This window comes from Trichlorobacter sp. (assembly GCF_034008105.1).
Taxonomy (GTDB): domain Bacteria; phylum Desulfobacterota; class Desulfuromonadia; order Geobacterales; family Pseudopelobacteraceae; genus Trichlorobacter.
This window is the reverse complement of record NZ_JAVEPN010000002.1, coordinates 1-17,688: the sequence shown is the minus strand read 5'-3', so window position 1 is coordinate 17,688 and position 17,688 is coordinate 1. Positions and strand designations below refer to the sequence as shown.

The window sequence follows — 17,688 nt, the reverse complement described above, 5'->3', positions numbered from 1 at the left end:
CCATGTCTATCCTGCATCAGATCAATGATCCCGAAGATCTGCGGCAGCTGTCCGCCTCAGACATGCCTGAGGTGGCGGCAGAACTGCGGCAGCTGATCATTGAGACCTGCGCCGCAAACGGTGGCCATCTGGCACCCAGTTTGGGGGTGGTGGAGCTGTCCATCGCCCTGCACCGCGTCTTTCATTCACCGCAAGATAAGCTGATCTGGGACGTGGGGCACCAGGCCTATGCCCACAAGATCATCTGCGGCCGTCGCGATAGCTTCCACACCCTGCGCACTTTACACGGCATCAGCGGCTTCCCCAAACGCTGCGAATCAGAACATGACGTCTGGGAGGTGGGCCACTCCTCAACCTCCATCTCCGGCGCCACTGGTTATGCTGTTGCCAGAGATCTGTCCGGCTGTAGCAACAAGGTGGTGGCGGTGATCGGCGACGGCTCCATGACCGGCGGCATCGCCTATGAGGCCCTCAACCATGCCGGCCATCTCAACCGCGATCTGGTGGTGGTCTTAAACGATAACGAGATGTCGATCGCCGAGAACGTGGGAGCCCTGTCCGGTTTCCTGTCCCGCACCTCCAGCAGCGAGTTCGTCCATAAGATCAAGCGCGAGGCCGAACTGTTCCTCAAAGATGCCAAAGACGGTATGGGGCAGCACGTTCTCAAGCTGGCCCGCAGGGCCGAGCAGTCCTTCAAGGGACTCTTTACCCCGGCTATGCTGTTTCAGGCCTTTGGCTTCGAGTATATCGGGCCGATCGACGGCCATGATCTGCCGCTCTTAACAGAAACGCTGGAACGGGTTAAAAAACTGAATAACGCCGTGCTCGTGCATGTGCTGACCACCAAAGGCAAGGGCTACAAGCCGGCCGAGGAAAATCCGTCCTTGTTCCACGGCGTGGGGCCGTTCGAGATCGAGACCGGCAAGGTGCTGAAAGGGAAGGGCGGAGCGGCCTCCTACACCGCTATCTTTGGCAACACCTTGGCCCGGCTGGCAGAGGAAGACGAACGGGTGGTGGCCATCACCGCCGCCATGCCGGACGGCACCGGCCTGACCAGCTTTGCCGCCCAGCACCCGGACCGTTTTTTCGATGTCGGCATCGCCGAACAGCATGGTGTCACCTTTGCCGCCGGCCTGGCCGCTAAAGGCAAGAAGCCGGTCTTCGCGGTCTACTCCACCTTCCTGCAGCGGGCCTATGATCAGGTGATGCATGATGTCTGTCTGCAGAACCTGGCGGTGGTATTTGCCCTGGATCGTGGTGGCGTAGTGGGCAATGACGGCCCGACCCATCATGGCGTCTTCGATCTCTCCTATCTGCGTCATTTGCCGAATCTGACCCTGATGGCCCCCAAGGACGAGAATGAGCTGCAGCACATGCTTAAAACTGCTGTTGACCATGAGGGGCCGGTGGCGGTGCGCTATCCCCGCGGCAACGGTTATGGCGTGCCGCTGGAGCAGGAGTTGAAAATACTGCCTATCGGCAAGGCTGAACTGATCCGCGAGGGGGGCGATGGTGTCGTGCTGGCCCTGGGCAGTATGGTGATGCCGGCTTATGATGCGGCAGAAGCGTTGGCCAGCCAAGGGATCAATATGACGGTCGTCAATGCCCGCTTTGTCAAACCGCTGGATCGGGAATTGATCCAGTCCCTGGCGCAGCGCTTCGGACGCCTGGTGACGGTGGAAGAAAACGTCCTGCAAGGCGGATTCGGCACCGCAGTGCTGGAGCTGCTGGAAGAGCAGGGGATCAGCGGCGTGCCGGTGCTGCGGCTGGGCTATCCTGATCAGTACATAGAGCAGGGCGAGCAGCATGAATTACGGTCCATCTACGGGCTTGATGCCGCAGGGATCACCGCTGCACTGCGTCGTTTCATCACACTGGACGCAACTGGCGCCTTTCCGGCAGGGCCATGACCTACCAAGAGCTGAAGGATGCACTGCATCTTTTCGGATTGCATGAGAACGATCTGCTCACTATCCGGCGTATCAAGGAACGGCATCGTGCCTTGGTAAAACAGTTCCATCCCGATCACGGCGCCAGCGACCCGGAGATGATCCGGCGCCTGAACGAAGCCCACCGACTGCTGATGGACTACCTGCAGACCTATCGTTTTGCCTTCAGCGAGGAAGAGTTTTATCGTCAAAACCCCGAGGAACACCTGCGCCGCCAATTTTCCTGGGATCCGGTCTGGAGCGGGCGGCTTGAGGAAAAATAACGAGTATCGCTTGCCATTCCGGCAGGTGTCGTGCTATACAATTCATCTTTCGGAGCGTAGCGCAGCCTGGTAGCGCACCTGCCTTGGGAGCAGGGGGTCGTACGTTCGAATCGTATCGCTCCGACCATTTAAAAACAAGGGGTTAGCCAAATTGGCTAACCCCTTTTGTTTTGTTGCAGGGACACTTCCGGGGACCTGCACCCGCTACAGATCGCCATCACTGTATATCGTGTTGCGTGCGCGCAGCCTTGCTCCGGCAGTCGGCTGCGGCTTCAGGTTTGTCTACTGCAATGATCCGTGGAATCACATCACCCACCAGTGCAACCACTACCTGATCTCCAGCCGTGATGCCCAACCGCTTAACCTCAGATTTTGTATGCAACGATGCCCTGCTGACGCGGATGCCGCCGATGCTCACCGGTTCCAGCAGCGCCACCGGGGTGCGGCGTCCGGTGCGCCCGGTCTGCCAGCGGATCTCCCGCACCGTGGTGACAGCGGTAGCCGGAGGAAATTTCCAGGCCGCAGCCCAGCGTGGTTCACGACTCCCGGCGCCCATCCGCCCGCGCAGGGCAAGCTCATCCACCTTCACCACAATCCCGTCTGCGCTAAAGGGTAATTTTTGGCGCTCTGCCAGCATCGCTTGGTATACGGCCCGTACCCCGTTCAGGTTTGCTGCCTGTGTTGTTAGTTCAGGCCTCACCGGTAGTCCCCAGCTTTTCAGCAGACGCAGCGCCGCGCTATCGGTCAAAACACCACAACATTCCTGGGCCTGCACCAGCTCGAAGGGGAAAAAGCGTAACACTGCCACCAATGCAGGATTTGGAGTGCCGGCCAGCAGCGTTCCGGCGGCCTGATGGCGTGGTGTGGCATAGTGTGGTGGAGCTGACGATGATGTCGCCAGATCGGTATACACCTCGCCCCGTACCACCACCCGCGCCGGAAACGAGCCGGTCAACTGCAGCGGAATCCCCTGAATCGACCTGACCCGCTCCGTTACCGCCTGGCCCAAACGTCCATCACCACGGGTGGCGGCAGAAACCAGCTTTCCATCCAGATACACCAGCTCCACCGGCAGACCGTCCACCTTGGGCTGCACCAGCAGGGGCGCAGTGCCGCCCTTACCGCAGATTCTCTGCAGCAGCCTTTCCACCGCCTCCGGTCCGGTCGCTGATGCCAGGCTCAGCATCGGCGTCTCATGCCGGATTTTTGGCGTTACTCCGCTAACAGCCGCGCCCACGGTACGGGTTGGTGAATCAGTAGCTGCCAGCGCGGGGAAGCAGCTTTCAAGGATCCTCAGTTCGGAAAACAGGCGGTCATAGGCGGCATCGCTGATCTCTGGAGCGTTCTTTTCGTAATACAACACATTGTGATATTTTATCTCGCTGCTCAGTTTCTGGATGCGGGTACTGGCGACGTCGGTGGTCAATGGTGGACAGTCAGCGGCCCAGACCGCAGCAGATACCTGTTGAGCCAGCCAGAGAATAAGCAAGCATAGTGAAAGCCTGCAAGATAGTAGCGCCATGGGGTATCCCGATTAGTAGCGTGTCAACGGTGATAAGATGAGAAACTGTACTGCACAGTTACACCGGACACAAGCTAAGTAAATTGACACTGATCTATTGGCGTGCTTTAAAATGTTTTTCATGCAAAACAAAATTCACTTTTATCTGGATTATGTTTCGTATATAGTTCAATTATGCTTTTCGAAATCGGTGACGACATACGCAAAGAACGCAAGCGCAGGAAGATTTCCCAGGAAAAACTGGCAAAGGATCTGGCGATGAGCCGTACTACCATCAGCCAGATCGAATCGGGAACCGTTCAGGAAATTGGCGTACGCAAGCTGATCAGAGTCCTGGAGTACCTAGACCTTGAGCTTCGGGTACGGCCAGCAGGTGTGCCGCCGACGTTGGATGAGCTGCGAGGTGAACAATGAGCGCCACGACACTGGCTGTCTGGGCGGCTGATCTCCGGGCCGGACTCCTGGACAAGACGCCTGATCAGAAGCAGTATGTGTTTGCCTACGATCAGGTTGCAATCTCTCCCGATGCCCAGGTGTCGCTTACCATGCCGGTGCGTTTGGAAAGCTGGCTAAGTCGCGATCTGCACCCGATTTTTCAGATGAATCTGCCTGAAGGCGCCCTGCTTGAGGCTATTCGACGAGCCATTGCCAAGTTGGTTGGGGAAGATGACTTGACCATACTTCGGGTTACTGGCGGAAATCAGATCGGTCGTAACCGCTTCTCTCTGCCAGGGGATATGGCACCCGGCATTGTAGAATCTGCTGAATCCCTGGATGATCTGTTGTCCTATCCGGATACCGAAGAGCTTTTTCATGATCTGGTGGCAAAATATGCACTCCGTTCCGGTATATCCGGCGTGCAACCGAAAGTCATGCTGGATGCAGCTGAGCGGGGAAGCGCTGCTGTGGGTGGTTATATCGTTAAATCATGGGGAGCGGATTATCCGCAGCTGGCGACCAATGAATTCTTTTGCATGACCGCCGCCAAACGCGCCGGACTGCCGGTGCCGGAATTCCATCTTTCCGCCAATGGCGGTCTGTTTGTGATGAAGCGATTTGATCTGACGGCTGACGGGCACGCCCTCGGTTTTGAGGATGTCTGTTCCCTGCAGGCCTTGGGCACTGCCCAGAAATACGCCAGCAGCTACGAACGGGTGGCGCGTTCGATCAAGGATTTCGTGTCGGGTGAATTTCTGCAGACAGCCCGCGAGCAGTTTTTTGCCTCGCTTGTGCTTTCCTGCATGCTTCGAAATGGAGATGCCCATCTGAAAAACTTCGGCGTGCTGTATGAGCATCCCGGCCAGTCAGTCCACCTGGCACCGGCGTATGACCTGGTGACAACGGTGGCCTACATCGCTCAAGACGTTCCAGCGCTCTCGCTTGCAGGAACCAAAAAATGGTGGAACAGAAAGCTGCTGGAAAAATTCGCGATAGCGCACCTTGCCTTGCCGGTGGGAAAAATAGGCCAGATATTCGAAAAGTGTGCGGACGGCGTCAACGATACCCGGGGCATGCTGTCTGCTTACACTGAAGAACACCCTGCATTTCGGGACGTGGGAAACCGGATGCTGGCCGCCTGGAATGTAGGAGTGACGGAAACTATGTCTGTATGAGTTCAACGGCTACTGCCTGATTAGCGTATTCGGTTGAAACCTTGTCGACTCAGGAAGATTCATCGCAAGAGCAATCGCGGCGCATTGCTGTCGGAAAGGACACCACAGCAAACCCTTGCTTAAACAACAGAAGAACTTATGGTCTGCAGTGGAAAAGGTGCTGGGCCTCGTATAGTTCGTGGGCTGACAAACCAAGCCGTTTGGCATGGGTACGCCATCCTTCAATCACGTTGCAGACGTTGGCGATAATCTCTTCTGCCTTGGTTTTGCTGAGCCGGTAGTACTCCGCAGTTTTCAGCACAACTGCCAGATCCGGCTCACGAGTATAGAGATCAAGGCTCAGTGTATGTTCTTGTTTTTTAAATGACGGGTTCATGTCAAAGGCCGGTGCAAGTCGCCAGCCGGCCGGGGTTCTTATGAAACCGTGATTGCGCAGATGGTCGTCACGGTTAGCAGTGGCAACATTAAAAACCACTCTCCTGAAAAGCTCTTCAAGATCATGGGCAATTCCAGCAGTTTCGCCCCAGGTGGCAATAAACTCGGCTAACTCCAGGTAGCTGGCATCTTCACTATCTTGATGCCCGGTCATAGTCATCGCTGACGCAAAGAAACGCCTGGTGGCGCCGACCCGATCAAATCGCTTCACCATAAACGTATGGTAACCATTGCCGATCCGTATCAGCCGGGAAGCCGGCACCGTGATGCCGCATTCCTTCGCAAGTTGCTGTACCAGCATTTCCCAGCTTGCAACATCGTAATCATCATCAGACGACGGGAACTTGGCGATCCAGAGACTGCCTTCTTCATCCACCAGATTAGCTTTCGGGCGTGCGCCGCCAAGAGATGAGCCTGGCGCCACCAGTACCCTCAGCCATTCTTTGATGGCGCCAAGATCATCCTGCTTCTTCTTGGTCAGCTCAAAGGCAATCGCTTGTAGTTCGGCAATCCGGGCAATCGGCGGCGCTGAAAGCGCTTCATTGGCCAGAAAATTATTTTCGTCAGGACGGGTGAACCGGAGTGCACCCATGCGGGTACAGTCCTGCACCCCCAGTAAGAATTCCCAGGCCCCCAGAACTCGCGGTGTGCGCCCTTGCTCCCGTGCCTCAACTGACTCCCTGCGTTTCATCAGGGTCTGTCCCCAGCGGTCGGGGCAGGAATCCATAAACACGCCGAAGTTGGCGTTGCCCGGAAAAAACTCGCCAGCAGTCAGGTCAAGTTCAGGATCAAGGGGAAAAGCATGTGCCTGCCTCAGCCAGGCCGGATCATAGGCAAAACGCACACTTCCCCGGTCGCCACGGCATAAGGTGCCGATGCGCTGCAAAGGCCCAAACGATGGATCGTCAAGCCAGACCCATACCTGTTCGCCTTGCGTTCTTTTAGCCATCCGATCCGCCTGTTTGGAGTGTCTTTTTAGGAGCCCTTTTGCGGTGGGGTAGCGCCTCATCCTGGAGTCGTCTGCCCAGCAGATCTTCCTTGGCCAGCAGCCCCAAATCTTCCACCAGTCCTAAGACTCGTAGTATCTGCACATAGATACCCATGGCAACGGATGGGTCGCCGTTTTCCGCTTTATAGAGTGTAGGGCGTGATATGTCCGCCCTGACGCAAACCGTCTCCATGGAAAAACGGCGGCGCAAACGGGCATCCCTGAGGCGTTGTCCCAACGAGATCAGCTCTTTAGCTGCTGACGGATAGATGGTAATAGTCTTTTTGCCCATAATGTTAATTATTATTTGTTTAATACGGCTTTTTGTCAATTTTATTTATCGTTATTTTTTAATGGCAGTTCGTTTAACAGCTGCAGGGCAGCCTTTTAAACCTCCGCAGGTGTAGTCTCCTGCATACAGCGGACATGGTGAGGGCAGGGTGAGGTGGGTCAATTTTGGACGCCTATCAAAACTGCAAGGCCCCAAACTCTCCGGTCAGATTATTGCACCAACCTGATGTGTAATTTCGATGCCAACTCAGCCAAACGCGTATCAAGTGTTGCCAGAACACCAGCATGTCTGCGGGCTAAAACCAGATAAAGGGCATCGTACACCGGATGCTGATAGTCAACCGAGACGGCAAATGCTTCCTTGTACAGCATCTGCCCTGGTTCAAACGAATCAACAAGGCCTACCGCACGCTCAAGAACGGTTCTACCCTGATCTGCATCAATAATCCCGGCACGAACGTATTTCCACGTCGCATTTGCTACTTCAGCCACAAAGATATCCGGGGCTAGTACCAGATCGGATGAGTCGATATTCGGTTGAAACCTTGTCGACTCAGGAAGATTCATCGCAAGAGCAATCGCGGCGCTGGCATCGAGAATCGTAATCATCGTTCGCGATCTTCTCTGATGAGTTGTGCCGGATCAACAGCCGGCACTGCATTCAGCTTGATCGGGTTGCTATTAATCTTTGCCAGCAGCGCTCCCCGGCGTGATTTGGGGTCAAGCTCCTGATTAAGACCACGGGCAAGAATTGCAACCGCCTGTTGTGCTATAGATCGATGCTGTTTCTCGGCCTCTTGACAGAGCTGAAGATAAATGTTTTCAGGCAGTTCTCTGACTTGTAATGATGGCATAGCACACCTCCTGAAATCGATGCTACTGCATTTTTCATGCAAACGCAAGCGGGGTGATCTTGCACAGATAGCGGAAATGAACAAAACAAGGGCCTATCTTCAGTAGAGGATAGGCCCTTTCATTTTGAGGCTACTTTAAGTCTTTGGTGGATCGGACCCTGCCGTCGGGATCAAGGTAAAAACTGCCGCCTCTCGGTTCATCAGGGATTGATGCCAACAGTTTGAGAGACACAAGTTCATGAATATTTGCTGGAGTTCTAGCGAACAGTCCTCTATATGATTCAACCGCAAGCTCAATTTTACGGATTTCTTTAAGAATCATTAATCGACGTTTGATCGGTTCTGTAGAATACAAGCGTCCTTCAAGTTCTGCCTGATGTATCTGTTGTTCGAGATATGCAATGGCCAGCTCAGTTTTGCTTGCCTTGTAAGCTACCCGAGCAGCTAAATTGTCGAAAAACGGGTTGCCCGCGGAACGTTTTGAGGCTTCTGTAAGATAACTGAATGATTTGTCACCGTCGTCGAGGAAATAATAGTAATTAAATCCGGCATAGTAGGCTAATAGATAATCCCAATCACGTTTGTCTGCTCCCGATGCAATCAGCTCATTGACCTCTGCCAATTTGTAACGGTCCCAGATCAGGGAAGAATTCATCAAATTATATGGATCAAGGAAGTAGGGGTCGAGACTCGCTGAGTTTTTTAATGTGTTGTGAATCCAGTTGTACTGTTCTGGCAGGTAGAGGTGTGTTTTTGGCTGTGTCCGGGTACTTCCCAAAAAGACCAATGCGTTTAAGAAGGAAATATCGGCAGCAGCTTCTTTAAACTGAAACGACATTACCCGTAAAACCTTTGGTGGAAGGGTAAAAAGTTGTTCGTGTCGTGGTTTTTCTACTGTAGCCATCGGTAACATCATTAGATAGATAATGATGCCTGCACATAGCGTTATCCAGGGTTTGAGGGCAGACAAATGTCTCATCAAACCAACTCCTTACGTTTAAAGAGAATAATTGCCAACGACAACACCGCCACGCTGTAGCCAAGTCCATACACTAGGCTGATGCCGAGTTTTGGCAGATTGACGGCAAGACCGTGAGCTGCAATTGCCTTGAGATCAAATAAGGCAAAATTGGGAAACAAATAATAAGCTAATTTGATGATTAGTGTGGTAGGGAGTGCTATTTGAACTGCATCTGTGGATTCCAGCATCTGCTTTACCTCTTGAGTGCTGGAGCCAATTAGCCAGGTGATGGTTGTAAGCATGAAAGTGACAAATGGGCTTGAAGCTACCATGGAGAATAATATACTCAGAGCGGATAGGAGCAGCATTTGTATAAGTACGAATAAATGGGCAACGGCCACCATTAAAAAAGAAACAGTGCCAAAATAACTAGTGTACATCTGTTTGACCAATAAGAGGGTTGACAACGATGCCATCAGTAACAGGGCTAGCACTAGCGTTTGTAGTAGGCCAAGACCTAGGAAACGCGCAACAACATAGCGAGAACGCGAAATAGAGCGGGACATGGCTAAATAAACGGTTTTACGTTCAATGTCTCGGGCCAGTATAGTGATTCCTACAAACAGCACCACCAGTAGTGCTGCAAAGGTCGTGGTAGAAAGTGTAAGGTCGGTGGCGACCTTACCAACATCTCGCATGATCATACCACTTAAAACCACTGTGAAGGCCATCATAAGACCTGCCAGTAGAGAAATCCCGTAGATAGCCTTGTTACGGAGACCTTCCCAAAAAGTTACCCGAATAATTGCCAGTAGCATGTCATTTCACCTCATTTGCGCCAGCTTCAGCTACTACGTGCAGGAACAGCTCTTCCAAAGGGGTGGTAAGGTCAGTTAGTAATCCTTCATAGCACAGCCTTCCCTGTACGATGATACCTACCTTATCACAGAGTCGTTCGATATCGGTTAACACGTGAGAGGATATGAATACGGTTTTTCCCTTTTTTTTCAGCTCTGCGATCAGATCGAAGATGAGCTTGCGGCCCAGCGGATCCAGACCGCTCATCGGCTCGTCAAGTATCACCAGCTCTGGATCATGAATTAAGGCGGCTGCAATAGCTGTGCGTTGTTGCATCCCCTTGGAGTAACCACTGATACGTCGACTAGCTGCCTGGTTCAATCTTAGTTTCTCAAGCAGTAGGGCACTACGTTCGGTAATAATTGATTCGTTAATGTTTGATAATCGACCGGCATAATGAAGATATTCATTGGCAGTGAGAAAATCGTACAGGTACGGATTTTCAGGTAGATAGCCGACACAAGCGCGTGATGTTGGGTTAGAGGTAGGCAAGTCATTGATGCTGATGCTGCCACTGTCTGGCCGAATCAGATCTAGCAGTAGTTTAATAGTTGTTGATTTACCGGCACCGTTGGGACCTATGCAGCCATAAACTTCGCCCTTAGCAACCGACAAAGAAAGTTCATCAACAGCAATGATTTTTTTCCCTCGTTCCGGTTTAAACGACTTGCAGACATTTTCACAACGAATCATGGAGCCCTCGTGAGTGCTGTGTATGCTTGGATAGGATAGCTATTTACAAGAAAAGCCGAGGTATAACCCCGGCTTTTCTTGTGAGGCATAAAACAACGGATAGTTACATTGCTGCCCAGTTAGCAACAGGGTTGCCGTTACCAGGAGTCGCGTTGGTAACATCAAGGTTGGTGGTTGCCACTATGGCACTGGTATAGGCAGCACCTGTTGCCGAAAGTGCTTGACCAACAAAGGTGCCTGTGTTTTCGACAAACATAACGGCGGTGTTTTCAGACTCGGTTGAGAATACGCGGCTACCCTGCAGGTGTTTTGATGCCATGGAGTAGGAAGCTGATGATAATGCGGGTGGAACAATCGCAGCGAGGGTTGCAACTAACGTTACGCCGTTAGATACTGAAACAGCGACACCTCGTGCAGCACCTTGGGAATCTGGTCCCGAAATCATTGCACCAGGCACAGTTCCAGTTGCACCAACCATGGGGCCGATGATGCCTGTAGCTGGTACGGGGGCAACACCGGCGGTTGCAAGAAGTAACGTTTCACCGCCAGCTGGACCTTGCGATTTACCGAAGCCACCGTTGTCATTAAACATAGCTTCTTCAGCGGCTTTACCGTTCTTTAGGTCTGAAACGGCGGCAGCATTGAAACCACGCTGGCGGTAAGCAGCAAACTGCGGGATGGCCACGGCGGCCAGGATGCCGATGATCGCGACGACGATCAGAAGCTCGATCAGGGTGAAGCCTTGACGGTTACGGATTTTGTTCAACATTGTCACTTCTCCTTTCGGTTGTGCCGTGCTTGATTGCAGGGCTAAGTTGGTTTTCAGAGGTGCGGGAGGGTAATCTAACGGCATTTTGTTATGCAATACCTCATATGTGCGTATGCAAACATAAAGCCAAGTGCTTGTACTGTTGTAAGTCTCTAAAATGATTGTAGTATGTGTGATCTTTTCAGGGGGAGTGATTGTCCCGGTCGTGTCTTTGTCATTCGGTGTTGACGATTTTTGTCAGCTGTTGGGTGCCAAGCGCCCATCCTGTAGGATCACCTGCGGCACAATTTCCAAGGACTGATCGGCAACCTGCAGGTAGAGGGTGCCTTCGGTGATGGTGACGGACCAGTTGATGGACCGCTCCAGCGAAGCCACCAGCTTATTGATACAAGCCTGATCGATGCTGACGATGGTCAGGTTGCGACTGCGAGCCAGTTTATCCAGGTGCTGGCGTTCCCAAGCCGGCAGGCCGTTGCCGCAGGCCAAAAGCCAAACTTGGTCGGCATGCTTGGCTCCCTTGATCAGGCGGTCCGGGTCCGGCAGGCCGACCTCGATCCAGGAGCTTACCCGTCCATCCATCGCCTTTGTCCAGAGGTCCGGTTGATCCCCATCGCAGATCCCTTTGGTGAAACTGATCCCTTCTTCATAGAACAGGGTGTAGGCCAGCAGCCTGGCCACCAGACGTTCTTCGGTCTCCGAGGGATGACGGGCTACGGTGGTTTGCAGCGTCTCAAATATACTGCGATCAAGGTCTGAGAGTTGTATGGTTACACGATATATGGTTGATGGGAGTGCCATTATGTTCTCTTTAGAAAGTGTTTATAGCAGGTTCCAGGGCACTGCCAGTACTTCTTCGCTGATCCAGCGTGGCCGCTCAACGGCACAGATGACTGCGCCCTTGCCAATGCGCCGGTTCGGGTAGGCTGCCCTGAAGGCGTTGATGCCCGATGCGTCGCGTTTTGACGGATTGCTGGTCAATTTGCATTCGAATGGATAGAGCGTATCGTCCTTTTCAAGTAGCAGATCAACTTCGGCGCCGCCGGCAGACCGCCAGTGATACCAGGATGTTGTCGAACCAGTAGCAGCCACCTGTTTCCGTAGCTCTTGCACTACGGCGGTTTCAAACAGTGCCCCGAAAAGCGGATGGGAGGCCAGCATGTGTGGCGTTGAAAGTCGGGCATGGTAACAGGCCAGGCCGGTATCGGTCAGGTGTCCTTTTGACTTTGACGACACCCGTTTGACCGGGTTGCCGGAGAAAGCCGACAGTGAGTGCCACTGGTAGGTGGCCTCCAGTATCTGCAGCCAACGTCTGGAGGTCTGTGGAGTAATGCCGATCTCGCGACCCAGTTGGCTGTAGTTGATCTCCTGCCCGGTCAGGGCAGTCATTAAGCCGATGAAGCGACCGAATTCGTGCCAATCCTGCACCTCGCCAACCAGTCGCGCATCCCGCTCGACGTAGGTGCGATGATACCCGGCCCAGAAGTCCATGACCAGATCATCGGGCAATGTCTGCACAGCTGGCATAGCACCGCGCCAGAGCCAGTCTTTCAGATCGATGGCGGCATAGCTGCCACTTTTGCTCCACTGGACAAACTGTTCCGGCGCGGTCAGCCATTGTGCCATCCAACCGTTGGTGCAGTTGCTCAGTTCCTGTAACGAGAAACTTTGCAGGTCTAAAAAAGCGGTCCTGCCAGCCAGGCTTTCTGCCAGAGTCTTCAGTACCTGCCATTGTTGCGATCCGGTTAGTACAAACTGGCCGGCAATGCCCGGCGAACGGTCAACCATTCGTTTGATGGCTGAAACTAGTTCGGGAGCGTACTGGATTTCATCAAGAATCAGCGGTGAGGGGTGGTTACGCAAAAATAGGTCCGGATCACGCCGAGCCCCTTCCAGGTCGAGGCTGGCGTCGAAGACCACGTAATCATGGTGGGGGAACAGATGTTTGAGCAGAGTGGTCTTGCCAACCTGACGGGCGCCGCTGACCACAGTCACCGGGAAATGCTGCGTCAGCCTGATCAGGCGATTTGAAAGTAGTCGCTCTCTGTACATGCCTTGCAGAATAATGGTTTAATCATCAATTTGCAAGGTTATTTGTGCGGCTCGTTTTTGCCGGCAGTGCCATTAGACGGGTCGCCTTCCACGGATCAGGAGCGAGTTACGTTTGGTCAGGCTGTTCTTGGCCATCAGCAGGCCGACGGTTTCAGCCGCTCCGAGGCGAGGAACACAATCTCTTTGATTACCCGTGGACAGGCATCGGCATCAATCCAGATTTGCACCTGACTCCCCGGTAACGTTTTACGGATGGTTATACACGAAAAAAGGGGCCGGCTTGTGCCTAACCCCTTAAACGGTGTACGTTAACATGCGAAAGATCAGCCCTGAATTTCTTCAGGCTTTAACCAAACCATCTTGCCGTCCTTCATTCCGACAATCGGATTACCAGCTAGCTTATGCTGCAATACCGCCTTCTGTACCGCCTGCTTTACGGCCTCGTCAATCTCGGTACCCTCAGCAAGAATTTTGCTGATATCCTTCTTTGCAGCCTCAGCCATGATACATTCCTTTCAGCGACTCCCAGAGCGGCACATCAACAACATTTGTAGTTATAGTACGTTCTCCGGTTGATAGCAAGCGAGGGGAGCCAGGTGCAGAGTTGTCATAGATGCGCCATGTATCAGCAAGGTGCTGATATATGGAAAAGAAATTTTTTAATCCAGTATGGTACCTGCGACGAATAGTATCCTCCGGCACATTATGTCCCCCCATACTGACCCGCTCGACAACACGGGCAATGGCAAATTCAGGGGAGGGGAGCCATAGATAGAATAGGTGAAAAGTGTAGCCTTTAAGCTTAAGAGTCTGAATCCAGTGAGCAAAGGATTTGCTGGCCAGAGTGGTCTCAAAGGCAAAATCTTCCTGATCTGCTGCCAACTGCCGCAGGCGCTCAAGCATGACCCTGCCAGCCTGAAAAGCTGCCTTTTCCGGGTTGAATGCCGAAAGACCTGCTGCAATGGTGTCGGCATTGACAAATTCAGTGACACCAAGCGCACCTTTTAGGATTGCCGGTGCTGTTGTTGATTTTCCGGCACCATTGGGGCCAGCTATGACGATAACGTGGGGCATATGACTCCATATTTTAACAAAAAAAGGCCGACAATTAAATGTCGGCCTTTCAGGCTTTTGGAGCGGGAAACGGGATTCGAACCCGCGACCTTCAGCTTGGGAAGCTGGCCGATAATAAGATCATGTTTTAACTTTTTATAACATATTTCATGCGTAAATGCCAGCAGTTGCTAGTTTTGTGGTTATTTGTGGATATCTTTTATAACATTTGGTAATGTCTTTTAACGTCTGTTATCGCCATCCAATTGTTCCCACGGTGTTCCCATGCCTCCTAAAAAAGGAAAAGTCACATTTACCGTCAAGTGGCTAAACGCTCTCAAGCCTGCTGAGAAAGAATTGACCTGGACTGAGTCGCACGGCTTCACCATACGGGTTTTGCCGTCAGGTGTCAAAACGTGGTGGTATTTCTATACCATAAGCGGCAAACGAAGGAAAATGAATTTGGGCAGCTATCCAAGTGTGAGCCTGGAAGAGGCTCGGCGTCGCCACAGGGACGCCTTGACGCTGGTTGATAATGGTGTTGACCCTCAGTTGCCACCTCCTCAGCTTGAACCGGAACCAGAAATCTTGACGGTTAAAGAACTGGCTAAAAAGTGGATTGATGATTGGAGTGTGGGTAACCATAGTGCTAGGTGGACAAATACGCTTAAGCTGGCTGTGGAGAAGGATGTGCTGCCAGCATATGGTGACTGGCTGATCATTAACATTCGAAAGAAGCACGCCTTAGCGATTCTTGAAGAAAAAGCCGCTACAGCGCCAGGCCAAGCCGTGAATCTACATAAAGCCCTCAGGGGGATGTTTCAATACGCTCTTGATCGTGAGATGGTCGAGTTTAACCCCTTTGCGGCGATCAGTCCGGCAAAATCAATTCCGGCCATGAGGCAAAAGAGCCGAGAACGTGTACTGACAGATGAAGAGATAAAGTTCCTTTGGACTGCCATCGACCAGGGCGGTGGGTCAGATAGCACTAGGCGGGCCCTAAAGGTGATGCTCTTAACTGGCCAGCGTAATGGCGAGGTTTGTGGTATGCACCGTCGAGAGATTGCACATGAGTGGAATGGTTGGTGGTGGACTATACCGAAAGAACGGCGAGAGGGGAATAAGGGCGGGGAACACAGGGTTTTCCTTTCTCCCCAGGTGCTGCAATTGATCGGGGATCGGCAGGGTTATATTTTCCCCGGTGACAAGGGCGATGCACCAATATCAGCCAACAGTGTCAATCATCATGTCCGGCGAGTTGTTCCAGGGACAGGCAAGGCCCCCTATTATGGCCTCCCACGCTGGACGCCCCACGACCTGCGCCGTACATGCAGCACTGGCATACGCCGTTGTGGTGGCCATAGAGATGATATGGATTTAGTCTTGGGCCATGTCGCCGGAGGAGTGACTGGTGTCTATGATCGTTACGAGGGAGATGCCGAAAAAGAAAAGTGGCTAACGGTGTGGGGAGAATATATCCAGAGACTTGTCTCTGAAGCTTGACGTTATACTAAAAAATAGTATAGGATTTTTTTATGCCATGGACTGTTGCATATAGCAAAAAGGCTGAAAAACAATATAACAAGCTCCCTTCAACCATTCAGGATAAACTTGACTTCTTGGCCGCAGAGATCGAGCAGTTGGGGCCTGTTAGAGGGAACTGGAAAAATTATGGCAAGCTCTCCGACAAGAAGCATCATTGCCATCTCAAGTCAGGCAAACCTACCTATGTTGCAGTTTGGGAAGAAACGGACAATACGATTAACCTTGTAGAGGTGACATATGCAGGCACTCACGAAAAAGCACCATACTGATAACCGTGTTCCACTTCACTTGATGGTTCATCCGGCAAATATTGCAGCAATCAAGAATTATGTAGATTCTCTTGAAAAGTCAGGATCTACTCCTTGGCGGGAGGTTGCTGCAAAGCGTGGTAACATTCCGGCTTCTGTGCTTCGTGGTGCCAGGAGCAAGGAAGAAGTGACGCAGACTCGTTTGTCTGAACTTACAGGGATTCCTCAACGACACATTTCAGAAATGGAGCGCGGGAAGCGTCCGATCGGTAAGGAAACAGCTAGGAAGCTGGCGGTGGCTTTGAAAACCGACTACAGGGTGTTTTTGTAGAAGAATTGTTAACATCCGGTGCAGGCCGTCCTTCAGGCTACTTGATCATCATCCGGATCTGTTGAGGGAGCTGCGGAACATGCAGCAAGCTGCATAACCTTTTTTTGTTTGTTTCCGAGGCTAGAAGGCCGATTGACTTTTACCAATATAAAACAGCATAAAACAGCTTTAAACGGCATAAATATTGTTTAAAATACTTATATTTAGTTTGTTTTAGAGGTTTCTGCTTGGCTCCGGTCACAAACTTCCATTAGGGGCTGTTTTTATGCTTAGATTTTTCGTCGTTGTTTCTATGTGCTTTATTATTTCCGGATGTGCTTCTACTTCAGCAGAGAATGTTGGACGTGGGATGCAATATGGAACTGCTGGGGCTGGTATCGTTGGGCTCCCTATTTTTCTAGCAGGTATAGCTGTAGAGAAAACGGGGAGGGCCTTGTCAGAATCACCAGATTATACGGAAGATTTGAACGGGGAAACAAAGCGTAGGCCGCAGTTTGGTGAATACTCCGCCGGGATTCAGAGGGTGATTAACCAGACGCCAACTCCCGTGCAAATCGCCAAAGGTGCCCAACCTGCCTGGAATTCCAGATTGTACATGGTAGGCAATCAAGAAAAAACGGCAACTATTGACAACACTCCCCCAGATTTGTTGGCGCTTAGGCAATTAATTTTTACAGCTAAGGCTGAGTTTATGGATAGAAAATTCGGCACAGATCAAGCCCAGCGAAATAAAAACATAATTGCGTGGGAAAAATGTGGACAAGTAATAGCTGAGTATAAAGGAACCATGGGCCAGCGTGTAATTGTTACCTCCACAGGCTGCTCACCAGCTAAAATGTTGCTGTATGATGAATGGATGGCTGAAAATAGTTCTAAAATTTGATTTCCTAAGCATTTGTTCAACAATCTGATATGTCTGGTGGTTAGTGCGCATAAATACCGATGAATAAGTAGCAGCCAGTCCAAAGTAGCTCACGCATAATACCTATAATCGCGTAATCACTCTATTTCTTTACGCATAAGAGCCGATAAAAGTTGCGACAACACGCCATGAGATTTTTACGCATAAATACCGATAAAAATAATATCTCCATAATTGTTGATGTATGAACTCCACAGATAAACAACGGATACTTTCGGTGTCAATCGGCATTGAAAATTGACCCACCATCGGCGTCCAAAATTGACCCACCCCAGCGGTTAGTTTTTGTGTGAATTTCTGGTTTTGATTCTCCAGCTTTCATTCCCTGTTTCTACAATCTCGCA

Annotated in this window: 21 protein-coding genes, 1 tRNA gene and 1 pseudogene; 9 read left to right on the top strand and 14 right to left on the bottom strand. The window is 51.7% G+C overall.

The annotated features are described in order from the left end of the window. Positions 1 to 2: 2 nt before the first annotated feature. The 3 genes from dxs to RBQ93_RS01665 all read left to right on the top strand — a co-directional run bounded on the left by dxs (position 3) and on the right by RBQ93_RS01665 (position 2,339). Complete coding sequence (dxs, locus tag RBQ93_RS01675) at positions 3 to 1,910, top strand: 1-deoxy-D-xylulose-5-phosphate synthase (protein ID WP_320370266.1); 1,908 nt, start codon at positions 3 to 5, stop codon at positions 1,908 to 1,910. Continuing rightward, positions 1,907 to 2,212 (top strand): J domain-containing protein, encoded by a 306-nt coding sequence (locus RBQ93_RS01670; protein WP_320370265.1) that lies wholly within the window; start codon positions 1,907 to 1,909, stop codon positions 2,210 to 2,212. Before dxs ends, RBQ93_RS01670 begins: the two co-directional genes overlap by 4 nt. A 50-nt stretch (positions 2,213 to 2,262) precedes the next feature. Continuing rightward, positions 2,263 to 2,339 (top strand) — tRNA-Pro (locus RBQ93_RS01665). Between the two features lie 90 nt (positions 2,340 to 2,429). On the opposite strand, the gene RBQ93_RS01660 is transcribed toward RBQ93_RS01665, so the two are convergent. Further along, positions 2,430 to 3,701: a DNA ligase LigA-related protein gene (locus RBQ93_RS01660; RefSeq protein ID WP_320370264.1), complete on the bottom strand. Its 1,272-nt coding sequence runs from the start codon at positions 3,699 to 3,701 to the stop codon at positions 2,430 to 2,432. A 207-nt stretch (positions 3,702 to 3,908) separates the two neighbouring features. On the opposite strand from RBQ93_RS01660, the gene RBQ93_RS01655 reads away from it, so the two are divergent. Then, complete coding sequence (locus RBQ93_RS01655) at positions 3,909 to 4,148, top strand: helix-turn-helix transcriptional regulator (protein ID WP_320370263.1); 240 nt, start codon at positions 3,909 to 3,911, stop codon at positions 4,146 to 4,148. Beyond that, the gene (locus RBQ93_RS01650) at positions 4,145 to 5,347 is read left to right on the top strand and encodes a type II toxin-antitoxin system HipA family toxin (RefSeq protein WP_320370262.1); all 1,203 of its coding nucleotides are present in this window, start codon (positions 4,145 to 4,147) and stop codon (positions 5,345 to 5,347) included. Before RBQ93_RS01655 ends, RBQ93_RS01650 begins: the two co-directional genes overlap by 4 nt. A gap of 136 nt (positions 5,348 to 5,483) precedes the next feature. Here RBQ93_RS01650 and RBQ93_RS01645 read toward each other — a convergent pair whose 3' ends face one another. The 13 genes and pseudogenes from RBQ93_RS01645 to RBQ93_RS01585 form a co-directional block, all read right to left on the bottom strand. Then, positions 5,484 to 6,731 carry a type II toxin-antitoxin system HipA family toxin gene (locus RBQ93_RS01645; RefSeq protein ID WP_320370429.1) on the bottom strand — a complete coding sequence of 416 codons (1,248 nt, stop codon included), beginning with the start codon at positions 6,729 to 6,731 and terminating at the stop codon, positions 5,484 to 5,486. Beyond that, positions 6,724 to 7,062 (bottom strand): helix-turn-helix domain-containing protein, encoded by a 339-nt coding sequence (locus RBQ93_RS01640; RefSeq protein ID WP_320370261.1) that lies wholly within the window; start codon positions 7,060 to 7,062, stop codon positions 6,724 to 6,726. Before RBQ93_RS01640 ends, RBQ93_RS01645 begins: the two co-directional genes overlap by 8 nt. Positions 7,063 to 7,271: 209 nt before the next feature. Beyond that, positions 7,272 to 7,670 (bottom strand): type II toxin-antitoxin system VapC family toxin, encoded by a 399-nt coding sequence (locus RBQ93_RS01635; RefSeq protein ID WP_320370259.1) that lies wholly within the window; start codon positions 7,668 to 7,670, stop codon positions 7,272 to 7,274. Then, positions 7,667 to 7,915 carry a hypothetical protein gene (locus tag RBQ93_RS01630; RefSeq protein WP_320370258.1) on the bottom strand — a complete coding sequence of 83 codons (249 nt, stop codon included), beginning with the start codon at positions 7,913 to 7,915 and terminating at the stop codon, positions 7,667 to 7,669. The genes RBQ93_RS01635 and RBQ93_RS01630 overlap by 4 nt, the downstream gene beginning before the upstream one ends. A gap of 130 nt (positions 7,916 to 8,045) precedes the next feature. After that, positions 8,046 to 8,894 carry a hypothetical protein gene (locus RBQ93_RS01625; RefSeq protein ID WP_320370257.1) on the bottom strand — a complete coding sequence of 283 codons (849 nt, stop codon included), beginning with the start codon at positions 8,892 to 8,894 and terminating at the stop codon, positions 8,046 to 8,048. Then, positions 8,894 to 9,694 carry an ABC transporter permease gene (locus RBQ93_RS01620; RefSeq protein ID WP_320370256.1) on the bottom strand — a complete coding sequence of 267 codons (801 nt, stop codon included), beginning with the start codon at positions 9,692 to 9,694 and terminating at the stop codon, positions 8,894 to 8,896. The genes RBQ93_RS01625 and RBQ93_RS01620 overlap by 1 nt, the downstream gene beginning before the upstream one ends. Before the next feature lies 1 nt (position 9,695). Continuing rightward, positions 9,696 to 10,427 (bottom strand): ABC transporter ATP-binding protein, encoded by a 732-nt coding sequence (locus RBQ93_RS01615; RefSeq protein ID WP_320370255.1) that lies wholly within the window; start codon positions 10,425 to 10,427, stop codon positions 9,696 to 9,698. A 103-nt stretch (positions 10,428 to 10,530) separates the two neighbouring features. Beyond that, positions 10,531 to 11,196, bottom strand: a complete 666-nt coding sequence (locus RBQ93_RS01610) for a prepilin-type N-terminal cleavage/methylation domain-containing protein (RefSeq protein WP_320370254.1) — start codon at positions 11,194 to 11,196, stop codon at positions 10,531 to 10,533. A gap of 237 nt (positions 11,197 to 11,433) precedes the next feature. Next, entirely contained in the window at positions 11,434 to 11,994 is a 561-nt protein-coding gene (locus RBQ93_RS01605) for a YaeQ family protein (RefSeq protein WP_320370253.1), read from the bottom strand. Positions 11,995 to 12,015: 21 nt separating this feature from the next. Then, a complete protein-coding gene (locus RBQ93_RS01600; protein WP_320370252.1) occupies positions 12,016 to 13,188 on the bottom strand; it encodes an ATP-binding protein in 1,173 nt (390 codons plus the stop codon). A 194-nt stretch (positions 13,189 to 13,382) separates the two neighbouring features. Further along, positions 13,383 to 13,472 (bottom strand): annotated as a pseudogene (locus RBQ93_RS01595) (YaiI/YqxD family protein); the annotation flags it as partial. A 96-nt stretch (positions 13,473 to 13,568) separates the two neighbouring features. Further along, positions 13,569 to 13,748 carry a hypothetical protein gene (locus tag RBQ93_RS01590; protein ID WP_320370251.1) on the bottom strand — a complete coding sequence of 60 codons (180 nt, stop codon included), beginning with the start codon at positions 13,746 to 13,748 and terminating at the stop codon, positions 13,569 to 13,571. Continuing rightward, positions 13,741 to 14,319 carry a zeta toxin family protein gene (locus tag RBQ93_RS01585; RefSeq protein ID WP_320370250.1) on the bottom strand — a complete coding sequence of 193 codons (579 nt, stop codon included), beginning with the start codon at positions 14,317 to 14,319 and terminating at the stop codon, positions 13,741 to 13,743. Before RBQ93_RS01585 ends, RBQ93_RS01590 begins: the two co-directional genes overlap by 8 nt. A gap of 264 nt (positions 14,320 to 14,583) precedes the next feature. Between RBQ93_RS01585 and RBQ93_RS01580 the strand changes: the two genes are divergently transcribed. From RBQ93_RS01580 to RBQ93_RS01565, 4 genes are all read left to right on the top strand, one after another. Further along, positions 14,584 to 15,801, top strand: a complete 1,218-nt coding sequence (locus RBQ93_RS01580; protein ID WP_320370249.1) for a tyrosine-type recombinase/integrase — start codon at positions 14,584 to 14,586, stop codon at positions 15,799 to 15,801. A gap of 32 nt (positions 15,802 to 15,833) precedes the next feature. Further along, complete coding sequence (locus RBQ93_RS01575; RefSeq protein WP_320370248.1) at positions 15,834 to 16,112, top strand: cytotoxic translational repressor of toxin-antitoxin stability system; 279 nt, start codon at positions 15,834 to 15,836, stop codon at positions 16,110 to 16,112. Further along, on the top strand, positions 16,081 to 16,422 hold the full coding sequence (locus RBQ93_RS01570; RefSeq protein WP_320370247.1) for a helix-turn-helix transcriptional regulator: 342 nt from the start codon (positions 16,081 to 16,083) through the stop codon (positions 16,420 to 16,422). Before RBQ93_RS01575 ends, RBQ93_RS01570 begins: the two co-directional genes overlap by 32 nt. 265 nt (positions 16,423 to 16,687) lie before the next feature. Further along, entirely contained in the window at positions 16,688 to 17,305 is a 618-nt protein-coding gene (locus RBQ93_RS01565) for a hypothetical protein (RefSeq protein ID WP_320370246.1), read from the top strand. Positions 17,306 to 17,688 lie beyond the last annotated feature (383 nt).